Here is a 19,849-nt window from a genome sequence, read left to right on the forward strand (position 1 = left end):
AGGCGGGCGCGGACAATGCTGGGAACCGGCATGCACCACTCGTACCCTGCTGTTCCTCCGCGCCGTCCACGCCTATGTAACGACTGTTCGCCAGGTTTTTATTCGCCGCTCTACGCTGGAGTTCCAACGCAATGTCGATGTCCCTGGCCGATGCGCGCTATCTGTTCAATCGCGTGCTTGGGCTGATCCACCGCAGCGTGGCGAGCATGCGCACACGCGGCTGGCGCGCCACCTGGCAGCGCATTCGCGTGCACACGCAGGCGCCGCCGGTCGCGCTCGGTACGCCGCTGTGGTTGCCGGATGCTGCGCCGTTTGCCGCGTTTGCCGTGCCGCATAGCGCCACGCCGCGCGTGACGCTGGTGATTCCGGTCTACAACCACATCGCACATACGCTGGCCTGCTTGCGTGCGCTGGCTGCGCATCCGCCGCAGTTGGACGTGGAAATCATCGTGGTGGACGACGGCAGCAGCGATGCCACCGAAGCGCAGTTGCCGCAGGTGCAGGGATTGCGCTACCACCGTCGCGCCAGCAATGGCGGCTTCATTGCTGCCTGCAACGACGGCATTGCGCTGGCGCGCGGCGATTTCTTGGTGTTGCTGAACAACGACACCATTCCGCAGCCCGGCTGGCTGGATCGGCTGATCGACACCTTTGCCCAGCATCCCACCGCCGGCCTGGTCGGCGCGCAACTGGTGTACCCGGATGGGCGGTTGCAGGAGTCCGGCGGCGTGGTGTTCGCCGATGGCAGCGCGTGGAGTTACGGCCGCTTCGAATCGGCCGACGACCCGCGTTATGCATATGTGCGTGCGATGGATTATTGCTCGGGCGCAGCAATTGCGCTGCCGCGCGCGTTATTGCAGACCTTGGGCGGGCTGGATCGCCGTTACATGCCTGCGTATTACGAAGACACCGATCTGGCGTTTGCGGTGCATGCAGCCGGGTACCGGGTACTGGTGCAGCCGACCAGTGTGGTGGTGCATGATGAAGGCACCAGCAACGGCACCGACACCCGCACCGGGGTGAAGGCGTACCAGGTCCGCAATCAAGGCGTGTTCGCCGAAAAATGGCAGCAGGCCGTGGCGACGCAGTTGCCGGTCGGCACCGTGCCTGCGCCTGCGCTGCTGCATCGCAACCAACGCCAGGTATTGATCCTGGACGAATCCGTACCGCAGCCAGACCGCGATTCAGGCTCGTTGCGGCAGTTCAATCTGATTCGCCTGCTGTATGAAGAAGGCGCGCATGTGGTGTTCGTGCCCACCCGCCGCGAACACGCCGAGCGACATACGCATGCACTGCAGCAGCTGGGCGTGGAAGTCTGGTACGCACCGTTCCTGGAGGGCATCGGCAGCTGGCTGCGCACGCACGGTCCGCGCTTTGCAGTGGTGCTGCTGGTGCGTCACCACGTTGCGCATGCCTGCCTGCCGTTGCTCAAACAATACGCACCGCAGGCGCGCACCCTGTTCGACACCGTCGATCTGCATTACCTGCGCGAACGCCGCGGTGCGGCGTTGGCCGGCGATGCCAATCTGCTGCGCGCCGCAGCGCGCACGCGCCTGCGCGAACTCGACATCATGGCTGCCACTGACGTCACCTTGCTGGTGTCGGCGGCCGAACAGGCGCAGTTGCAGGCGGACGCGCCACAGATCCGCACCGCGCTGCTCTCCAATCTGCATGAAGTGGCCGGCAGCGGTAACAGCTTCGAGCAACGTCGCGACCTGGTGTTCGTCGGCGGCTTCCGGCATCCGCCCAATGTGGATGCGGTGCAGTGGTTCATCAGCGAGATCTTCCCTCAGGTGCGTGCGCAATTGCCTGAGGTGATCTTTCATTGCATCGGCGCCGATATGCAGGAGGCGCTCAAGCTATTGGCCGACGACTGCCCGGGCGTGCGATTGCACGGGCATGTGCCTGACTTGGTGCCCTATATGGACGCTGCGCGCATCGCGGTGGCCCCATTGCGCTTCGGCGCTGGCGTCAAAGGCAAGATCAATCTGAGCATGGCGCATGGGCAGCCGGTGGTCGGCACCACCTGCGCAGTGGAAGGCATGCATCTGCGCGATGGCCAGGACGTGTGCGTGGCAGATACCGCCGACGCGTTCGCCGATGCGATCGTGCGCCTGTATCAAGATGCAGCGCTATGGCAGCGCCTGGCCGACAACGGATTGCGCAACGTGGCCCAGCATTTTTCGCTGGATGCGGCGCGCGGCACGGTGCGCGAGTTGTTTATCGAGGATTGACTAGGCGCCTGTGCGCACTGGTCGCGCGTAGAGCACTATGCCCTAACGCTGCTCCGTCACTGCCTTGACCCGCCGTGTGAACTCGGCCAATTCCGGCAGCCCCGGATCCAGCTGATGCGCCTCGTCCTGCGCGCGCCGGGCAAACGCCGCATCCTCCTGCCCCAAGCGTTCGCTGCCCACCGCAATCCAGCGCTGCGCCAGGCGTCGGCGCGCGCCAGCTAGCGCGTCACCATTCGGCGTCAGTGCCTGCCAGGCATCCAGGCAACAGCGCGCGGCACGCAAGCGGTTATTGCGCAATTCGTCCTCGAAACAACGCTGACTCGCGAGCTCCACGCGGCGCCAGGGCCTGCGCTGCACGTACCGCGTCGTAGGCGCTGGTGCCAGGCGGGGTCATCCAGTGTTGCTGCGCTTCGGCAACTCTCACCCGTTGCAGCAGCGCGCGCAGACGGCGCTCGCGTGCACCACGCGACAAGCCAGTTTCGGGACTGCGCTGTGCATCGTGTGCGCGCGCAATCGCCTGCTCTGCCTGGGCGATCGATGCAGCGCCGGGCACCAGGGCGCGCGCCTCCTGTAGCGACTGCAATGCAGCGTCGAAGTGGAAATTCGCCGCCTGCCGGCTGGCCTGCGCGGCGTACTCGCCTGCAACCTGATCGAGCCCACGATGCGCTGCGGCATCCTTTGGCTCGGCCGCCAACACGGCATTGAAATCACGTGCGGCGGGCGCCGGGCGACCACGCCGCAACAAGCCTTCCGCGCGCTGACGGCGCTGTTCCAGCACGCGGTGGTAGTGGCCTTCGGTCAGCGGTACATCGGCATGCCCGGCGTCATAGCGCTTGGCGGCGGCCAGCAACATCGCCGCATCGTCGAGCGCGTCGCGCGCGAGTGCGTGGCGGGCCTGCGCCAGCAGGTCGGTCAAGGCATCTTCGCGGCCTTCCAAGGCATCGGTGCGGTCCGGCGCCAGGGTCAGGATGCGCTGGTACAACGGCAGCGCACTGTCCGGGGTGCCATCCAGGCGTCCTTGTTGCTGCGCGGCCACCGCCTGCGCGACCAAGGCATCCAGACCGGCGCGACGTGCCTGCAGCGCGCGCAAGCGTAGCGTGACTGGCGCGATCTGCGCCTGCGGCACTTCTAGCGCGCTGGCGAGCGCCAGTGTCCGTTGCGCATTGATCGTATCGCCGGCCGCGATCGCCGCACGCGCTTGCACCACTGCGGCGGCGCCGGTACGTGCCAGTCCGGCGCGGGCTTCGCTGCGGTCGCTATCCTTCGCTGCGGTCGCTATCCAGGGCGAGCGCGGCGGCGAACAATTCGCGCGCGCCATTGCCATCGGCAGCGCTCAGCTTGCCGCGCGACAACGCCGCATCGCCACGCTGCAGCAGCTGCTGAATGCGCGTATCCGGCCACATCCAATCGGCCACCGGCTTGCGCAGAATCACCACGGTCAACGACAGGCATGCACACAGCACCAGAACCACGCGCCATAGCGCGCGGCTACGTAACGGCGCCCAGAGGCGGGGCGATCTGGCCCAGCGCGGAAGCGGGAACATGCGGTGGCGTCCTTGGCGCGACCTGACGGGCACGGATTCACCCCGCCATGGTAGCCGGCTACCGCAAAGACGATGTGCTTGCGACGCGACCCACCTAACGATCGCACGCACCAAGCCAGCACGACCGACCGACGCTCGAACCAGCGCAGGCTTGTGCGCCTCAACTTTGGGTCGTACGCACACGCCCACGCTCATCTGGCGCCTGTTCGCAAGCTGCGCTGCCCCGCGCTCAACCGAGCCGACGCACCTCGCTCACTCCCGGCAAGGCACCCAGCTTGCCAAGCAAGCCGGACAATTGGTCGTAATCGCTGACACTCAAGCGCAAACGCAGCTGCGCGCGGCCGGTATCGCGCACGTTGTCGCTGTTGATCTCTAGCACATGCGCGTCTTCCTGCGCGATCAGGTTGGTGATGTCCTTGAGCAGCCAGCGGCGGTCCACCGCGCGGACCTGCACATCCACTTCGTAGCCGCTGCCGGCCTGGCCCCATTCCACCGGCAGCACGCGCTGCGGATGCGCGGCCGCCAGACGCGACAGCCCCGCGCAATCGGTGCGATGCACGGTGATGCCACGGCCGCGGGTCAGATAGCCGGCGATCGGCTCGCCCGCCACCGGCTGGCAGCAGCGCGCTAGTTGCACCAGCAAATTGCCTACGCCCTGCACGGTGAATTTGGACTTACCCAGGCCCTCGCGCCGCGCCGTGGGCCGGGGCGGCGGCGGTAAGGCAGGCCGCGAGGCGGCACGTTCGGCTTCCAGCAAGGCACGGCTGACCTGGTTGGGCCCGGTATCGCCTAGCGCCACCTGGATATACAGATCGTCAATATTTTCGGCGTGGAATCTGCGCGTCGCCACGCTCAGGTCCGCATGCTGCAGCCCCAGGCGCTTGAGCTCGCGATCGAGCAATTCCTTGCCCGCGTGCACGTTGCGCGCGCGGTCGAGCTTGTGGAACCACGCGCGTACCTTGTCGCGTGAGCGCCCACTGGCCAGAAATCCGTTGGACGCCAGCAACCAGTCGCGGCGCGGGTCGGCTTCCTTAGCGGTCATAATCTCCACGCGGTCGCCGCTGCGCAGCCGATACGTCAGCGGCACGATGCGATCGTTGACGCGGGCGCCGCGGCAGCGATGCCCTACCATGGTGTGCACGTGATATGCGAAATCCAGCGGGGTGGCATCTTGCGGCAAGTCGATGACCTCGCCCTTAGGCGTCAGCGCATACACGCGGTCTTCGATCAGCTCGGCATCCAGCGCCCCGGCCAGCTCGCCGTGGTCGCCTTCATGCACCTGTTCCAGCAACTGGCGCATCCACAGGATCTTGCGGTCGAACGCCTTCTCGCCGCCCTTGCCGCCTTCCTTGTACTTCCAGTGCGCGGCCACGCCGAGCTCGGCCTGCGCATGCATTTCGTGGGTGCGGATCTGAATTTCGATCGTGCGCCCTTCCGGGCCGAAGACAGCGGTATGCAGCGAGCGGTAGTCGTTGGCCTTGGGCCGGGCGATGTAATCGTCGAACTCGCTCGGCACCGGCGCCCATAGCGAATGCACGGCACCCAATGCGGCGTAGCAGGCCGCCACGTCGTCGACCATCACCCGCACCGCGCGGATGTCGTACAGCTGGTCGAAGGACAGGCGCTTTTTCTGCATCTTGCGCCAGATGCTGTAGATGTGCTTCGGTCGCCCGCTCACCTCCGCGCGCAGACCCTGCTGGGTCAGCGTCGTCGACAAGGTGCGCTTGACCGCTTCGAGATAGCGCTCGCGCGCCACGCGGGTTTCGTCCACCTCGCGGGCGATGCGGCGGTAGGTCTCCGGCTCCAGATGCCGGAACGCCAGGTCTTCCAGCTCCCACTTCACCTGCCAGATGCCCAGCCGGTTGGCCAGCGGCGCGTGGATGTCGCGGGTGAGCTGGGCAAGCGCGCGGCGTTGTTCTTCGCTCATGCGGTCGGCCACACGCATGCGCGCCAACTGCCGCGCCAGCAGAATCGGCACCACTCGCAGGTCATGGATAATGGAGAGCAGCAGCCGCCGCAAGCCTTCGCTGTTGCGCCCGGCCTCGCGCCCGGCATGCAGCGCCCAGACCTGGTCGGCGGCATCCAGGCCGTCCAGCAAACCCTCCACCACCGCACGCCGTTCCGCCGGTTGCCATGGCAGGCTGGCAACCACGCCGCGCAATGCGGGCAGGTCGAACAGCAATGCGGCAATCAAGGTGGCCTCATCGGCCGCCAGCAACGCCAGCGCATCCAGCGTGTCGGCAAGCAAGGCCCGCAGTACGCTCTCGGCCTGCGCTGGCGGCACGTTCTGCCAGGCCTGCGCCAATGCGTCGCGCAAGGCGGGCGCGATCGACGCGACAGCAGGACGCTGCAGCACGGCATGCAAGCGGTCGGATGAGGAACTGGTTACAGCGGTGGACACGGGCGTTGGGCAATAACAGGGGTCTGACAGCTACGGTAACGTGCGCGTCACCTTCTCCACAACGCGCAATCGCAGCGCAGCTACAATCATCCGGCACGGTCGCGCTTACGCTCGGTTAACCCGCCAACGCCTTGATTCGCAACCGTTCTGCGCTGATTCCCGTGCAATACTGCATATGAAATCGGCCACATCGGCGGCTTTTTACATGCTCTTTACAACTCGCCCAAACCGGCTGCCTATGCTCATTGGCCTCGTCGCTGCCCAGTGCTGCGATAACGTCAGTCCAACCAACTGCGAGGTAGCCGATGAAGACCTGGAAGAAGCCTGTCGTTCGTGAAGTCAATTGTGGCGCCGAGATCAACTGCTACGTCTCCGGCGAATTCTGAGCTCAACTGCCGCCCTTCCTCCCGATGCATGACCGGCTGCTGCCGGCAGATAGGTAACAGTTCTCCATGCGCATCATCGTTGTGGGATCGGCGGCCGGCGGTGGGCACCCGCAGTGGAATTGCCACATACCCGCGAGTCAACGGGCGTGGCAACAAACAGACGGTGCCCAACGTCGTACCCAGGCCAGTATCGCCGTCAGTGCCGATGGCCAACGCTGGGTGCTGATCAACGCCTCACCCGATTTCCGCCAACAAATTCTCGCAACCCCCGTTCTTTGGCCGCAGCATGGCTTAAGGCACTCGCCGGTCGAAGCCGTGTTGCTCACCAGCGGCGAGATCGACCACATCGCCGGGCTGTTGTCGATGCGCGAAAGCCAGGCCTTCTCGCTGCATGCCAGCAGTCGCGTGCTGGATCTGCTCTCGCAAAACCCCATCTTCGATGCGGTCAATCCGCGGTATGTGCAGCGCCAACCGTTTGCGCTCGACACGCCGTTGTCGCTGCTGGGGTTGCAGTTCACGCCGTTTTCGGTGCCCGGCAAGGTGCCGTTGTTTATGGAATCGCGCAGCGGCGGCGATCTGGCCGGCTCCAATGAAGAAACCCTCGGGCTCACCATCGAAGATGGTCAGCACCGCGTGCATTACATTCCCGGCTGCGCGGCAATGACTGATGGGTTGCGCGCGCGCCTGCAAGGCACCGAACTGGTGTTTTTCGACGGCACACTGTGGCGCGACGATGAAATGGTGCAACTGGGCATCAGCAAGAAGACCGGCCAGCGCATGGGCCACATGAGCATCGATGGCCCCGACGGCACCATCGCGGCACTCGCTCCGCTGGATGTGGCGCGCAAGATTTTCATCCATCTCAACACCACCAATCCCGTGCTCGACACCCACTCGCCGGAGTACGCCAGCGCGCGTGCCAGCGGCTGGGAGGTCGCGCACGACGGGCTGGAGGTCACGCTGTGACCGCCCTGCTCACACCCGACCAGCTGGAAGCGCAATTGCGCGCCATCGGCGCACGTCTGTACCACGACCAGCATCCGTTTCACGCGCTGCTGCACGACGGCAAACTCGATCGTGGCCAGGTCCAGGCCTGGGCCTTGAATCGCTTCGAGTATCAGCGCTGCATCCCATTGAAAGACGCCGCGATTCTGGCGCGCATGGAAGACCCGGCGCTGCGTCGGATCTGGCGTCAGCGCATTCTCGATCACGATGGCAATAGCGCCACCGATGGCGGAATCGCGCGCTGGCTGCATCTGACCGATGCGCTAGGCCTGGATCGTGGCCTGGTCGAATCCGGGCGCGCGCTGCTGCCCGGCACGCGCTTTGCGGTGCAGGCCTACCTGCATTTCGTGCGCGAAAAAAGCCTGATCGAAGCGATCGCCTCTTCGCTCACCGAGTTGTTCGCCCCCAACATCATCGGCCGGCGCGTGGCCGGCATGCTCAAGCATTACGACTTCGTTTCGCCCGAAGCGCTAGCCTACTTCGAGCATCGTCTGACCGAAGCGCCACGCGATTCGGATTTCGCGCTCGACTACGTCAAGCAGCACGCCGATACCTTCGAGAAACAGGAGCTGGTCAAGGCCGCGCTGCACTTCAAGTGTTCGGTGTTGTGGGCGCAGCTGGATGCGTTGCACGTGGCCTACGTCACTCCTGGCATCGTGTGGCCGGATGCGTTCGTGCCCGACCGCGACGCCAGCCGGGCCGCTGCGTGAGCAGCATCACCCGCGATAGCCAGCCAGCCTTGCGCGCAGGCGTGCGCTTGCAGCACGACCGCGCACGCGACCAGTGGGTGCTGCTGGCGCCAGAACGCGTGGTCGAGCTGGACGAGATCGCGCTGGTGGTGGCGCAGCGCTACGACGGCGCGCGTTCGCTGGCGCAGATCGCGCAGGAATTGGCTGCCGAATTCGATGCCGACGCGGCCGATATCGAGCTCGATGTGATCGAACTCACTCATACCCTGCACCAAAAGCGTTTGTTACGGCTATGAGCATCGCCCAGCCACCGCTGTCCGCGCTGTTGGAGCTGACCCACCGCTGCCCGTTGGCGTGCCCTTACTGCTCCAACCCGATCGCACTGGCAGCGCTGCGCGAAGAAATGGACACCGCCGGCTGGCGCTCGCTGCTGCAGCAGGCCGCCGACATGGGCGTGCTGCAAGCGCATTTTTCCGGTGGCGAACCGATGCTGCGCAAGGACCTGCCCGAACTGGTGGCGCATGCGCGCGGGCTCGGGCTGTACAGCAATCTGATCACCTCCGGCGTGGCCGGCGGTGAGCCGATGCTGGATCAATTGCAGGCCGCAGGATTGGAGCATGTGCAGCTGAGCGTGCAGGACGTCGACCCGGCCGGTGCCGACCGCATCGCCGGCTATCGCAACAGTCTGTCCAAAAAGCGTGAGTTCGCCGCCGCCGTGCGTGCGCGTGGCCTGCCGCTCACGCTCAACGCCGTGCTGCACCGCCATAACGCCGAACGCGTGCCGGGCATGATCGCGCTGGCGCTGGAATGGCAGGCCGAGCGCATCGAAGTGGCCCACACCCAGTACTACGGGTGGGGCCTGCGCAATCGCGCCGCGCTGATGCCAAGCCGCGAGCAACTGATAGCCACCATTACCGCAGTGGAAACCGCGCGCCGCGAGCTCGGCGACCGCCTGGCGATCGACTTCGTTACCCCCGATTATTACGCGCGCCAGCCCAAACCCTGCATGGGCGGCTGGGCCAGCGATTCGTCAATATTTCCCCGCGCGGCGACGTGCTGCCCTGCCATGCGGCCGAAACCATCGAGGGCATGCGCTTCGACAATCTGCGCGAACGTTCGCTGGCCGATATCTGGAACAACGGCGAGGCATTCGTGCGCTTCCGTGGCACGGCGTGGATGCCGGAGGTGTGCCAGGGCTGCCCCAAGCGCGAGATCGACTGGGGCGGCTGCCGCTGCCAGGCCCTGGCGCTCAGCGGCGATGCCGCCACGCTGGATCCGGTCTGCGAACGCTCGCCGGTGCACGCCGAGGTGCGCGCCACCGCCGAACGCGAGGCCGCAGCGACGCCACCGCAGTTCATCTATCGCCGCCCCAGCCGCCCCGAACGCGCAGCATCGGCCACCGCAGACACGCTGACGGCCGAGGCGGACTAGCCAGCTGCGGCAGGCGCTGACTAGCGTCTACACTAGCGACCTCCTTGTTCCGGATCGCCTCCATGTCGCTTGCGCGCCGCATTGCCCTGATGGCCTGCCTGACCCTCGCGTTGACCGCTGTCCCGGCCCTGGCGCAGCGCGTGGTGCAAGGCGATCTGCAGTCGCAGATGAGTACCGAACAGTTCAAGACCGCCGGCCTGGACAAGCTCAACGCCAGCGAGCTGGCCGCGCTCAACGACTGGCTGCAGGGCAAGGTCGCCAAAGAAGCCGCCGTGGTAGTCGAACAGGCCAAGGAAGCCGGCCGCCAGGAAGTGATCGTCAAGAACCGCGGCTTCTTCGATTTCGGCAGCAAGGAGCCGATCGAAAGCACGATTGTTGGCGAGTTCAAGGGCTTCTCCAAGGGCCGCGTGTACACGCTGGCCAATGGTCAGGACTGGGAGCAGAGCGATACCGCCAACTTGTCGGGCGTTCGCAAGGACGCGCCCAAGGTCAAGATCAAGCCCGGCCTGGTCGGCGTGTGGTATCTGCAGATCGAAGGCTACAACACGCCTGCCAAGGTGCGTCGGGTCAAGTAAGCAGGTCATGTCTCGGCGCTGACGCAAATGCTGGCTGCCGTATTTCCCGCAGCGCCGCGCGCACTGCGCACATGCCGGCGAAAGCGCCTGTGTGCGCGTGAATACGTCGACAAGAAAGATCCAACCCGACTGAACCATGGACAGCATTGTCACTAACTCCTACACAGGCCCGTATTCGCTGACGGCATTGGCCGATCGGCGGACCCAAAGGATGGAAGGTGGCTGCAACTTCGCGCTCTGCTGATGCGTCTCCCTCGCTCGCCGTGCCCGCGGCCACCGGCTTTATCGCGGCCGATGTGGGAGTTACGCATGTGCGTGTTGGTCACGCCTCCTACGCGAGCAATTCCTACGCGAGCACTGCAGCGACCGAGCTGTCGCACTACCGCACGTATCGGTGCGCCGAGCACGCCAGTCTGGATGCGATCCTTGGCGACTTTTTGCAGCATGTGCGTGGTGTCGATGCGGTGGTGATCGCCAGTTCCGGTGTCGCGGTGGACGATGGCAGCTTCATCAGCAACAACCTGCCATGGACGATTTCGCGCGGCACTCTCCGTAACGCGCTTGCAGTGCGCAGCGTGCATCTGGTCAACGATTTCGAAGCGGTCGCCTACGCCGCTCCGTAGATGCAACACCATGCCGTGCTGCAGCTCAGCGGGCCGACGCCACGGCATACGCAGGCCGCAGGCCCGATCCTGGTGGTCGGCCCCGGCACCGGGCTTGGCGCTGCGGTGTGGATCGATGCCAAGCCCCGTCCGATCGTGCTCGCCACCGAGGCCGGCCAGGTGGCGTTGGCAAGCATCGACGAGAAGAAGCTGCAGCTGCTGCGGATTCTGCTTCGAGGCCGGCACTATCTCCCGATTGAATATGTGTTGTCCGGCCCCGGTCTGCTCAATCTCTACAACGCAGTATGCGAACTGCACGCGGTGCCGCCCCGCCATCGCCTGCCTGCCGCGATCACGCATGCAGCGCTGCACGAAGACGATGCGGTAGCGCGCGATTGCCTGCACACCTTCTGCGCAGTATTGGGCAGCGCCGTCGGCGATATGGCACTGGCCTACGGCGCTGCCCGCGGCATCTATCTGGCCGGCGGGATCCTGCCGACGATCGGGCAGTTTCTGGCCAGCAGCGCGTTTCGCGAACGTTTTTTAGCGAAAGGAAACATGCGTGCAGTGCTCGAGCGCATCCCGGTCAAGCTGGTCGAGCGCGGGCAACTGGGCGTGCTCGGCGCGGCCACCTGGTATCTGCAACAACGTGCCGAGGTGTCGTAAGCGATGCATGCACGTGTGCGCACGCACGCCACTCAGCTCCGCAACGCAGCTACCCGCTGCGACAACTTCTTCGCAGACACGCCGGACTTCGCGCCAAGCTCCTGCGCGAACACCGAGACGCGCAGCTCTTCCAGATCCCAGCGCAGCGACTCCCACTCCGGGCGCTGCTGCAAGCCGCGTGCGGCCGCATCGCCCAACGCATCCACGAACGGCTTGAGTTCGAGCATGCGCGTCTGATCGCGGGCCGGATCGCGCTTGGCGCGCTCGGTGCGCAGAATCATCGCCTTGAGATACCGCGGATAGTTGGCAAGCGCCTCGGCAGGGGTCTCGCGCAGGAAGCCGGCATGCACCAATGCGCGCAGTTGCTGTTCCATATCGTCCAGATTGCCGCGCGCCCAACCCATCAACGGCGCTTCCAGCAAGGGCTTGAGTTCGACTACTGCGCCAAGAATGTTCTCGGCCAGCGTCAGCCGTTCCATCGCCTCACCGAACAGCCGCTTGGTCGCATCGTCGCGGCGTTGCGCAAACGCGCCCGGGTCGCGAATCGCGCCTAGCCCTTCGGCCAACACCGCGTTGAGTGCGGCATCAACCAGATCGCCGCGCAAACGCTCCTGCGATTCAATCGCCGCGTACAGCAGCCCGGTCTTGGGCGACACGGGAAGTTGCTTGCGTGCCTGTTTGATCTTGTCGGCCAACGCGATTTCCAGCAGCCGGCGCACGCCGCGCGGATGCGCCTGCGCCGCCTCGTTACGGTCGGCAAAGATGCGTAGCGCTGCATCGTCGCCCTGGTCCACCAGTGCCGGATACGCCGGCACGCCGGCCTCGCCTGACACCTGCTCGGGAATCGGGGCGTCCGGGAAATCGCGCAAGCCCTCGGCGGCCAAGGCACGGCCGGCTCGCGCGGCGAACGCCTGGCCCGCACGCGCGCCGAAACGCGCACGCAGCCCGTCCAGATCGCGCGATTCGGCCAGCACCTTGCCGTCGTCATCGCGCAAACGCAGGTTCATCAGCAGATGCGTGTCCAGCGCTTCTTCGTCGAAGTCCAGAGCCGCTACTTGCGTGCCGGTGGCCTTGGTCAGAAAACGCGCCAGCTCGCCACGAATATCGTCGGCAGACGCAATGCTGTAGGCCTCGTAGAACGCGCGTGCGAAGTCCGGCGCAGGCACATAGTTGCGCCGTTGCGCCTTGGGCAGGCTGCGAATCAATGCCGATGCCTTGTCTGCAACAAAACCGGGCGCCAGCCACGACAGCCGCGTCGGATCCAGCGCGTTGAGCAGATGCAACGGCACATCCAACGTGACGCCGTCATCGATGGCGCCCGGCTCGAAGCGATAGTGCAACGGCAGCCGCGCATCGCCGAGCGGGAAATACTTCGGAAAACGATCGGCCTCGCTGCCTTCGCCGGGCAGCAGATCGTTCAACGACCAATGCAGGCTGCGGCGCTTGTCCGGCGGCAAGGTCTTCCACCACGCATCCAGCCCACTGGCAGAATGCAGTTCGGACGGAATGCGATCCAGATACCAGCGCGCCTGCCAGTCTTCGTCGGCCACGATGCCGGCGCGACGCAGCTTGGCTTCTTCTTCGCGCGCCTGCTCCAGCACCTTGAGGTTGTCGGCAACGAACGCTGCACGCGTGTTGATTTCGCCGGTCACCAGGCCCTGACGCACGAACAAGTCATGCGCGGCGGCCGGGTCGATCTTGCCGAAATGCACCGGCTTTTTCGGTGCCAGCACCAACCCAAACAGACTGATCTGCTCGGAGGCGACCACCTGCCCCTGCGCACGCGACCAATGCGGGTCGAAGTGCTTGCGCGCCAGCAGATGCGCAAGCTCGGCGATCGCCCAATCCGGCTCGATCGCAGCATTGGTCATGCCCCACACTTTTTGCGTGTCCAACAGCGTAGCGGCAAGAATCCACGGCGGCGGTTTGCGTGCCAACGCAGACCCGGGGAACGGCACGAACCGGCGTTGCCGCGCGGCGAGGAAGTCGCCTTTTTCGGTGCGATGGCCGATCTGCGTGGGCAAGCCCGCCAACAGCGCGCGATGCAGTGCCTGATACGCCGCAGCGCGTTCGCGCTCGCTGGTGCGTGCCGACACCTCAGCGGCATCGGCCTGCTTTTTCGCAGCCGCAGACGTGGTTTGTGCAGGTGGCGCAGTTGGATCAGGCTTGCCTTCACGCGCCAACCGTGCGGCGCGATGCAACTGCCCGCGTGTGAGCCGGTTGGCGTTGTGGCCGTCCTCGCGCTGTGGCGCACTGGCGCCAGCCAGCAACGGCCCCATCATCGCGCCGACCGGCTCTTCGCTCCAACCGAGCTCTTCGCACAGCAAGCGCAACTGCCGATGCAGTTCGCGCCACTCGCGCATACGCAAAAATCCGAGAAAATGCCGGTTGCACCAGTCGCGCAATTTGGACTGGGTGAGCTCTTCGTGCACCTGTCGATACGCCTCCCACAAGCGCAGGATGCCGACGAATTCGGAGCGCGCATCGGCAAACAACGTATGCGCGTTATCGGCCGCCTCACGCGCTTCGGGCGGGCGCTCGCGCGGGTCCTGGATGCCCAGGAATGCGGCGATGATGATCATCTCGCGCAGGCAACCGTGTTGCTGCGCGGCTACCAACATGCGCGCCAGTTTGACGTCCACCGGCAGGCGCGCCATCTGGCGGCCGGTCGCGGTCAGGCGGCGTTCGCCATCGATCGCGCCAAGCTCCAGTAACTGCTGCCAGCCATCGGCCACCGCGCGCTCGTCCGGCGCCTCCAGAAACGGAAAATCCTCGATCCGCCCCAGGCCCAGTTGCAGCATGCGCAGAATCACCCCCGACAACGACGCGCGCCGGATCTCCGGGTAGGTGAACGCCGGACGCGCGGCGAAATCGGCTTCGGCATACAGGCGGTAGCAGATGCCCTCGGCGATACGTCCGCAACGGCCCATGCGCTGATTGGCGCTGGCCTGCGAGATCGGCTCGATGTGTAAGCGGTCCAGCTTCTGACGCGGGCTATAGCGTTTGATGCGCGCAAACCCGGGGTCAACCACATAGCGGATGCGTGGCACCGTCAGCGAGGTCTCGGCTACATTGGTGGCCAGCACCAGGCGCCGACGCGGGCCCGGATTGAACACGCGGTCCTGGTCTTGCGCAGACAGCCGTGCATACAACGGCACCACTTCGGTTTCGCGGTATTTGCGCCGTTCCAGCGACTGGTGCGCATCACGGATTTCGCGCTCGCCCGGCAGGAATATCAGCACGTCGCCGCGCGGGTCGATGCGGGTGATTTCGTCGATTGCCGCCACGATCGCATCGGTGACGGTGCGTTCGCCATCGCGGCCGTTGCCTTGCTCGCCATCGCCGTTGGTGCCAGCCTCACCTTCGAGCGGGCGATAGCGCACCTCGACCGGGAAGGTGCGGCCTTCCACATTAATCACCGGTGCGTTGTCGAAATGCTGCGAAAAGCGCGCTGTATCGATGGTGGCCGACGTCACGATCAACTTGAGATCGGGCCGCTTGACCAGTAGTTGCTTGAGATAGCCGAGCAGGAAATCGATGTTGAGACTGCGCTCGTGCGCCTCGTCCACGATGATGGTGTCGTAGGCCGACAACCAACGGTCGCTGACGATCTCCGCCAGCAGGATGCCATCGGTCATGAACTTGATCCGCGCCTCTTCGCCAACCCGGTCGGTGAAGCGCACCTGGAAGCCCACCGTGGTGCCCAACGGCGTCTTCAACTCTTCGGCAACGCGCGCAGCCACCGCACGTGCGGCGATCCGGCGCGGCTGGGTGCAGACGATCATGCCGGCCACCCCGCGCCCGGCCACCAGACACAGCTTGGGCAGCTGGGTGGTCTTGCCCGAACCGGTTTCGCCCGCGATGACCACCACTTGATGGTCACGGATCAGCGCGATGATGCGGTCGGCCTCGCGCGCGATCGGCAGTTGCGTGTCCAGCGTGATGGCGGGCTGCTGCTCGGCGCGCGCCTGACGCTGCGCCCGCGATGCCGCCAGCGCCTGCTCGAACGCCTCGCGCAGCTGCGTGTTGCCCGGTTTGCCTTGCCAGCGCGACCACAGACCGAGCAGCCGGGCACGATCGCGGCTCATGCCGCTGTCGACGGCATGGCGGCGCTCACGCAAAGTGTTGGCAAGGTCGGTGTCGATAGCGCTCATAGATCGAAAAGTGTGAAAGATTGAATGACAAGTGTTCCTTTAGCCTGTCTATTGTGACGCCATATCAGTTCCCTCAGGAGGACCATCCCATGTCCAAGAAAAAGAACGCCGCAACAAAGTCCGTGGTCATCAACGACGCATTACCGGTCGCCGCTGCATCGGCACCGCACATCGATATCGGGATCAAGGACAGCGATCGTAAGCAGATCTCCGACGGTCTGGCACGCTACATGGCTGACGCCTTCACCTTGTATCTGAAAACCCACAACTTCCATTGGAACGTCACCGGGTCGATGTTCAACTCGCTGCACACCATGTTCGAAACCCAGTACACCGAGCAGTGGGCCGCACTGGACGAAGTGGCCGAACGCATCCGCGCCTTGGGCTATAACGCACCGGGCTCTTACAGCGAATTCGTCGCATTGACCTCGATCCCGGAAGAACAGGGTTTGAGCGACAGCGCCGACTGGCGTGAAATGGTGCGCCAACTGGTCAGCGGCAACGAAGCGGTCTGCCGCACCGCACGCAAGGTGCTGGGCACCGCCGACGACGCCGGCGACGACCCGACCGTGGACCTGCTGACCCAGCGCCTGCAGACCCACGAGAAGTACGCCTGGATGCTGCGTTCCTTGCTGCAGTAAACCGCAGCCATCTCCGCGCCTGGTCAGCACGTAACGCGCAGGCGCGGGACACAAAGCCCCTCTACCCCCCGGGGGGAGGGTACGGAGCGAAGTCCTAGGGATTCTCTGATTAACCCACTTGCGCGAAGCTTAACTTATTGATTTGACGGAGCCGCATGGCGGCGATGCATGGGTTAATCAGGCCTTCCCTAGTGGCCCCCACGCCCACGCTCGGCCTCCTGCCATCTCCCGCGCCGCACGACCCTCACCCAGCGACGTCCGCGTGAGCACTCGTAGGCGCGCTCACCACATCAGGGCGATCCCCGACCCACCATCACGCAACACCGCCAGCATGACACCGGCCAGGAGGTGACCCGCGCGGTATCCTAGGCCGATGCCTTCACACGCCCACGAACTGCTCAGCCGCGTCTTCGGTTACGACGACTTCCGCGGCCCTCAGCAAGCCATTGTCGAACACGTCGCCGCCGGTAACGATGCCCTTGTGCTGATGCCCACCGGTGGCGGCAAGTCGCTGTGCTACCAGGTGCCGGCGCTGTTGCGCGATGGCATCGGCATCGTGGTCTCGCCGCTGATCGCGCTGATGCAGGATCAGGTCGACGCCTTGCGCCAGCTCGGCGTGCGCGCCGAATTCCTCAATTCCACGCTGGATGCGGAAAACGCCCAGCGGGTCGAGCGCGCCTTGCTGTCCAGCGACCTGGATCTGCTCTATGTCGCGCCAGAGCGCCTGCTGACACCACGCTTTCTGTCCTTGCTGGAACGCAGCCGCATCGCGCTGTTCGCCATCGACGAGGCGCATTGCGTCTCGCAATGGGGCCACGACTTCCGCCCCGAATACCGCCAGCTCACCGTGCTGCACGAGCGCTGGCCGCACATCCCGCGCATGGCCTTGACCGCCACCGCCGACCCGCCGACTCAGCGCGAGATCGCCGAGCGCCTGGATCTGGTCGACGCGCGCCACTTCGTCAGCTCCTTCGACCGCCCCAACATCCGCTACACCGTGGTGCAGAAGGACAACGCGCGCAAGCAGCTGCAGGAGTTCCTGGGCCGTTATCGCGGCTCGGCCGGAATTGTCTACGCCATGTCGCGGCGCAAGGTCGAAGAAACCGCGCAGCAGCTGCGTGCGCAAGGCTTCAATGCCCTGCCCTACCACGCTGGTTTGCAGGCCGAAGTGCGCGCAGAAAACCAGCGCCGCTTCCTGCGCGAAGACGGCATCATCATGACCGCCACGATCGCCTTCGGCATGGGCATCGACAAGCCCGACGTGCGCTTTGTCGCGCATGTGGATCTGCCCAAATCACTGGAAGGCTATTACCAGGAAACCGGCCGCGCCGGCCGCGATGGCGACCCCGCCGAAGCCTGGCTCTGCTACGGCTTGGGCGATATGGTGCTGCTCAAGCAGATGATCGAACAGGGCGAAGCCGCCGAAGAGCGCAAGCGCCTGGAACGCGCCAAGCTCGATCACCTGCTCGGCTACTGCGAATCGATGCAATGCCGCCGCCAGGTGCTGCTGGCCGGCTTTGGCGAAACATATCCCAAGCCCTGCGGCAATTGCGACAACTGCCTCACCCCTGCGGCCGCCTGGGATGCCACGGTGGCCTCGCAGAAAGCGCTCAGTTGCGTGTATCGCAGCGGGCAGCGCTTCGGGGTGGGCCACCTGCTCGACATCCTGCGCGGCAGCGAGAACGAACGCATCAAGCAGCTCGGCCACGACCAGTTGAGCACCTACGGCATCGGCCGCGATCTGGACGAGCGCACCTGGCGCGGCGTGTTCCGCCAGTTGGTAGCCGCCAGCCTGCTGGAAGTCGACAGCGAAGGCCACGGCGGTCTACGCCTCACCGACGCCAGCCGCCAGGTGCTCAAGGGCGAACGCCAGGTGATGATGCGACGCGAGAACCCGGCTGCCGGGCGCGAGCGTGGCGCGCAACGCACCGGCCTGCCGGTGCAGCCGCAGGACCTGGTGTTGTTCAATGCCTTGCGCGGATTGCGCGCGGAACTGGCCAAGGAACAGAACGTGCCGGCGTTTGTGATCTTCCACGACAGCACGCTGCGCACGATCGCCGAACAGCGGCCAACCAGCATCGATGCGCTGTCGCATATCGGCGGCATCGGTGGCGGCAAACTGGCCCGCTACGGTGCGCAGCTGATCGAGATCGTTCGCGAACAAGGCTGATGCAACAGCGTGTGTCATCGGCACACCTGCGCTGGCGCAAAAATCCGCAGGATCGACAGCGCGCATTCAATCAGCCGTTGCTAGTTTCACTTCAGCGACTTGGCACGCGCTGCCAGTCCCTCTCAGTAGAGTCCGATCGATGAAACGCAGTCTGCTTCTCCTGGTCACTCTGTTTGCCGCTGGCGGTGCGCTCGCTCAGGCCGGCGACGGCAGTGCCGAGCCAGTCGCGGCGCGCTCGCTCGATCTGAGCATTCCGCAAGCGCCGGTGCAGTACCGCTCCGACCCGGAAGTCCCTACCGATCCGCCGGGTACCTTCTACGGCGACAAGAGTGGCCCACAGCCGGCGTTGAGCCGCCCCAACGCTGCATCCATCGCCGCAGAACGCGCTGAGCAATGCCAGGGCAAGCTGCATGGCGCGGTCGAAACCGGCATGGGCTACTCCAGCCGCGGCGGCAACGGCAATTGGCAGGCAGTCAATCTGAATTCCTGCAAGACCTATTACGATGACGACGGCAAGGCGCATCAGATCGGCGTCAGCATCAGTGTCGGACGCGACGGAGGCCCGATTTTCGGCCCGCGCTATGGGCCCGGCGGCTACGGTGCCGGCCCGTTCGGCTGGTAACCATACGGTCCCGTCTGCGTTGACAGAGGGTTCACCACTGCATGGCCGAAAATGCGGCGTGCCTCACGAGACGCGCTCATGTCACAGAACAAGGAACGGCCTGTTGTCTTCGTAGTCGAAGACGGCGATGGCACCAGACAACTCAGCTGCCTTGTGCTGGAGAGCTATGGTTTCACCTGCCGCAGTGCAGGCTCGGTTGAAGAAGCAATGACGCTGATTGAAAGCGACCCGCGCATCGATGTGCTGTTTTCCGATATCCACTTCCCGGGCGGTCTGACCGGCGTGGATCTGGCGGTCAAGACCGCACACGCGCCGTACAACCTTCCTGTACTGCTCACCTCCGGGCTGGCGGTGGAGTATGTGGAAGAGATCCTGCCGGACGGCGCGGCCTTTCTGGAAAAGCCCTACACCCCCGAGCAGTTGCTGACCGCCATCCGCAACGTGATGGCCAAACATCGGGTGATTCCGACCCCGGTGGCTTGACGCTGGCAGCCGCCACTGGACGGCGGCCCGCAATCCCGGCATGAAATGCCAGCCGTCGCGCCATGCGCCGGCCACGGGGATTGATCAACACACACGTGTGCCAAGGATGCGGCGCCATCGCCCGCCTGGCACGGTCGTGCTTTCGCGCCAGGGGGAAAACATGAAACATCTAGGGCCTGTTAACACTAATGGCCTGAGCGAGTAAACTATCGGGTATGGAGATCACACCAGAGCAATTTTCCCTAA

General features: G+C 65.0%; 12 protein-coding genes, 1 other RNA gene and 3 pseudogenes. 13 read left to right on the forward strand and 3 right to left on the reverse strand.

Annotated elements, in window-relative coordinates:
• Positions 1-30: 30 nt before the first annotated feature.
• Positions 31-104, forward strand: a non-coding RNA gene (locus XpopCFBP1817_RS01940) — sX9 sRNA.
• 27 nt (positions 105-131) lie between these two features.
• A complete protein-coding gene (locus XpopCFBP1817_RS01945; RefSeq protein ID WP_128415751.1) occupies positions 132-2,234 on the forward strand; it encodes a glycosyltransferase in 2,103 nt (700 codons plus the stop codon).
• 42 nt (positions 2,235-2,276) lie between these two features.
• Here XpopCFBP1817_RS01945 and XpopCFBP1817_RS21765 read toward each other — a convergent pair.
• Positions 2,277-3,706 (reverse strand): annotated as a pseudogene (locus XpopCFBP1817_RS21765) (hypothetical protein).
• Positions 3,707-4,007: 301 nt separating this feature from the next.
• Entirely contained in the window at positions 4,008-6,209 is a 2,202-nt protein-coding gene (locus tag XpopCFBP1817_RS01965; protein ID WP_425479038.1) for a RelA/SpoT family protein, read from the reverse strand.
• A gap of 275 nt (positions 6,210-6,484) precedes the next feature.
• On the opposite strand from XpopCFBP1817_RS01965, the gene pqqA reads away from it, so the two are divergent.
• The 7 genes and pseudogenes from pqqA (at position 6,485) to XpopCFBP1817_RS02000 (ending at position 11,533) form a co-directional block, all read left to right on the forward strand.
• On the forward strand, positions 6,485-6,565 hold the full coding sequence (gene pqqA, locus XpopCFBP1817_RS01970; RefSeq protein WP_002812057.1) for a pyrroloquinoline quinone precursor peptide PqqA: 81 nt from the start codon (positions 6,485-6,487) through the stop codon (positions 6,563-6,565).
• Between the two features lie 66 nt (positions 6,566-6,631).
• Positions 6,632-7,531: a pyrroloquinoline quinone biosynthesis protein PqqB gene (pqqB, locus tag XpopCFBP1817_RS01975; protein ID WP_128415755.1), complete on the forward strand. Its 900-nt coding sequence runs from the start codon at positions 6,632-6,634 to the stop codon at positions 7,529-7,531.
• Complete coding sequence (gene pqqC / locus XpopCFBP1817_RS01980) at positions 7,528-8,280, forward strand: pyrroloquinoline-quinone synthase PqqC (protein ID WP_128415756.1); 753 nt, start codon at positions 7,528-7,530, stop codon at positions 8,278-8,280. Before pqqB ends, pqqC begins: the two co-directional genes overlap by 4 nt.
• A complete protein-coding gene (gene pqqD / locus XpopCFBP1817_RS01985; protein ID WP_128415757.1) occupies positions 8,277-8,555 on the forward strand; it encodes a pyrroloquinoline quinone biosynthesis peptide chaperone PqqD in 279 nt (92 codons plus the stop codon). The genes pqqC and pqqD overlap by 4 nt, the downstream gene beginning before the upstream one ends.
• A pseudogene (gene pqqE / locus XpopCFBP1817_RS01990) lies at positions 8,552-9,690 on the forward strand (pyrroloquinoline quinone biosynthesis protein PqqE). Before pqqD ends, pqqE begins: the two are co-directional and overlap by 4 nt.
• A gap of 62 nt (positions 9,691-9,752) precedes the next feature.
• Positions 9,753-10,265 carry a hypothetical protein gene (locus XpopCFBP1817_RS01995; protein ID WP_128415758.1) on the forward strand — a complete coding sequence of 171 codons (513 nt, stop codon included), beginning with the start codon at positions 9,753-9,755 and terminating at the stop codon, positions 10,263-10,265.
• A gap of 218 nt (positions 10,266-10,483) precedes the next feature.
• Positions 10,484-11,533, forward strand: a pseudogene (locus XpopCFBP1817_RS02000) (glucokinase family protein).
• 32 nt (positions 11,534-11,565) lie between these two features.
• On the opposite strand, the gene hrpA reads toward XpopCFBP1817_RS02000, so the two are convergent.
• Positions 11,566-15,687, reverse strand: a complete 4,122-nt coding sequence (gene hrpA / locus XpopCFBP1817_RS02005; RefSeq protein WP_128415759.1) for an ATP-dependent RNA helicase HrpA — start codon at positions 15,685-15,687, stop codon at positions 11,566-11,568.
• A gap of 89 nt (positions 15,688-15,776) precedes the next feature.
• Here hrpA and XpopCFBP1817_RS02010 point away from each other — a divergent pair, with 89 nt between their 5' ends.
• From XpopCFBP1817_RS02010 to XpopCFBP1817_RS02025, 4 genes are all read left to right on the forward strand, one after another.
• Complete coding sequence (locus XpopCFBP1817_RS02010) at positions 15,777-16,328, forward strand: Dps family protein (RefSeq protein WP_128415760.1); 552 nt, start codon at positions 15,777-15,779, stop codon at positions 16,326-16,328.
• Between the two features lie 373 nt (positions 16,329-16,701).
• A complete protein-coding gene (gene recQ, locus XpopCFBP1817_RS02015; RefSeq protein ID WP_128415761.1) occupies positions 16,702-18,498 on the forward strand; it encodes a DNA helicase RecQ in 1,797 nt (598 codons plus the stop codon).
• 139 nt (positions 18,499-18,637) lie between these two features.
• Positions 18,638-19,120 (forward strand): hypothetical protein, encoded by a 483-nt coding sequence (locus tag XpopCFBP1817_RS02020; protein WP_128415762.1) that lies wholly within the window; start codon positions 18,638-18,640, stop codon positions 19,118-19,120.
• 78 nt (positions 19,121-19,198) lie between these two features.
• Positions 19,199-19,603 (forward strand): response regulator, encoded by a 405-nt coding sequence (locus tag XpopCFBP1817_RS02025; protein WP_128415763.1) that lies wholly within the window; start codon positions 19,199-19,201, stop codon positions 19,601-19,603.
• Positions 19,604-19,849: the final 246 nt, after the last annotated feature.

Origin of the sequence: Xanthomonas populi (assembly GCF_002940065.1) — a bacterium.
GTDB classification, from domain to species: domain Bacteria; phylum Pseudomonadota; class Gammaproteobacteria; order Xanthomonadales; family Xanthomonadaceae; genus Xanthomonas; species Xanthomonas populi.

Excerpts from the sequence above, each read along its gene's own strand:
- XpopCFBP1817_RS02020 (WP_128415762.1), top strand. The coding sequence starts at position 18,638 with ATGAAACGCAGTCTGCTTCTCCTGGTCACTCTGTTTGCCGCTGGCGGT.
- XpopCFBP1817_RS02010 (WP_128415760.1), top strand. The coding sequence starts at position 15,777 with ATGTCCAAGAAAAAGAACGCCGCAACAAAGTCCGTGGTCATCAACGAC.
- XpopCFBP1817_RS01945 (WP_128415751.1), top strand. The coding sequence starts at position 132 with ATGTCGATGTCCCTGGCCGATGCGCGCTATCTGTTCAATCGCGTGCTT.
- pqqA (WP_002812057.1), top strand. The coding sequence starts at position 6,485 with ATGAAGACCTGGAAGAAGCCTGTCGTTCGTGAAGTCAATTGTGGCGCC.
- XpopCFBP1817_RS01995 (WP_128415758.1), top strand. The coding sequence starts at position 9,753 with ATGTCGCTTGCGCGCCGCATTGCCCTGATGGCCTGCCTGACCCTCGCG.
- recQ (WP_128415761.1), top strand. The coding sequence starts at position 16,702 with ATGCCTTCACACGCCCACGAACTGCTCAGCCGCGTCTTCGGTTACGAC.
- hrpA (WP_128415759.1), bottom strand. The coding sequence starts at position 15,687 with ATGAGCGCTATCGACACCGACCTTGCCAACACTTTGCGTGAGCGCCGC.
- XpopCFBP1817_RS02025 (WP_128415763.1), top strand. The coding sequence starts at position 19,199 with ATGTCACAGAACAAGGAACGGCCTGTTGTCTTCGTAGTCGAAGACGGC.
- pqqB (WP_128415755.1), top strand. The coding sequence starts at position 6,632 with ATGCGCATCATCGTTGTGGGATCGGCGGCCGGCGGTGGGCACCCGCAG.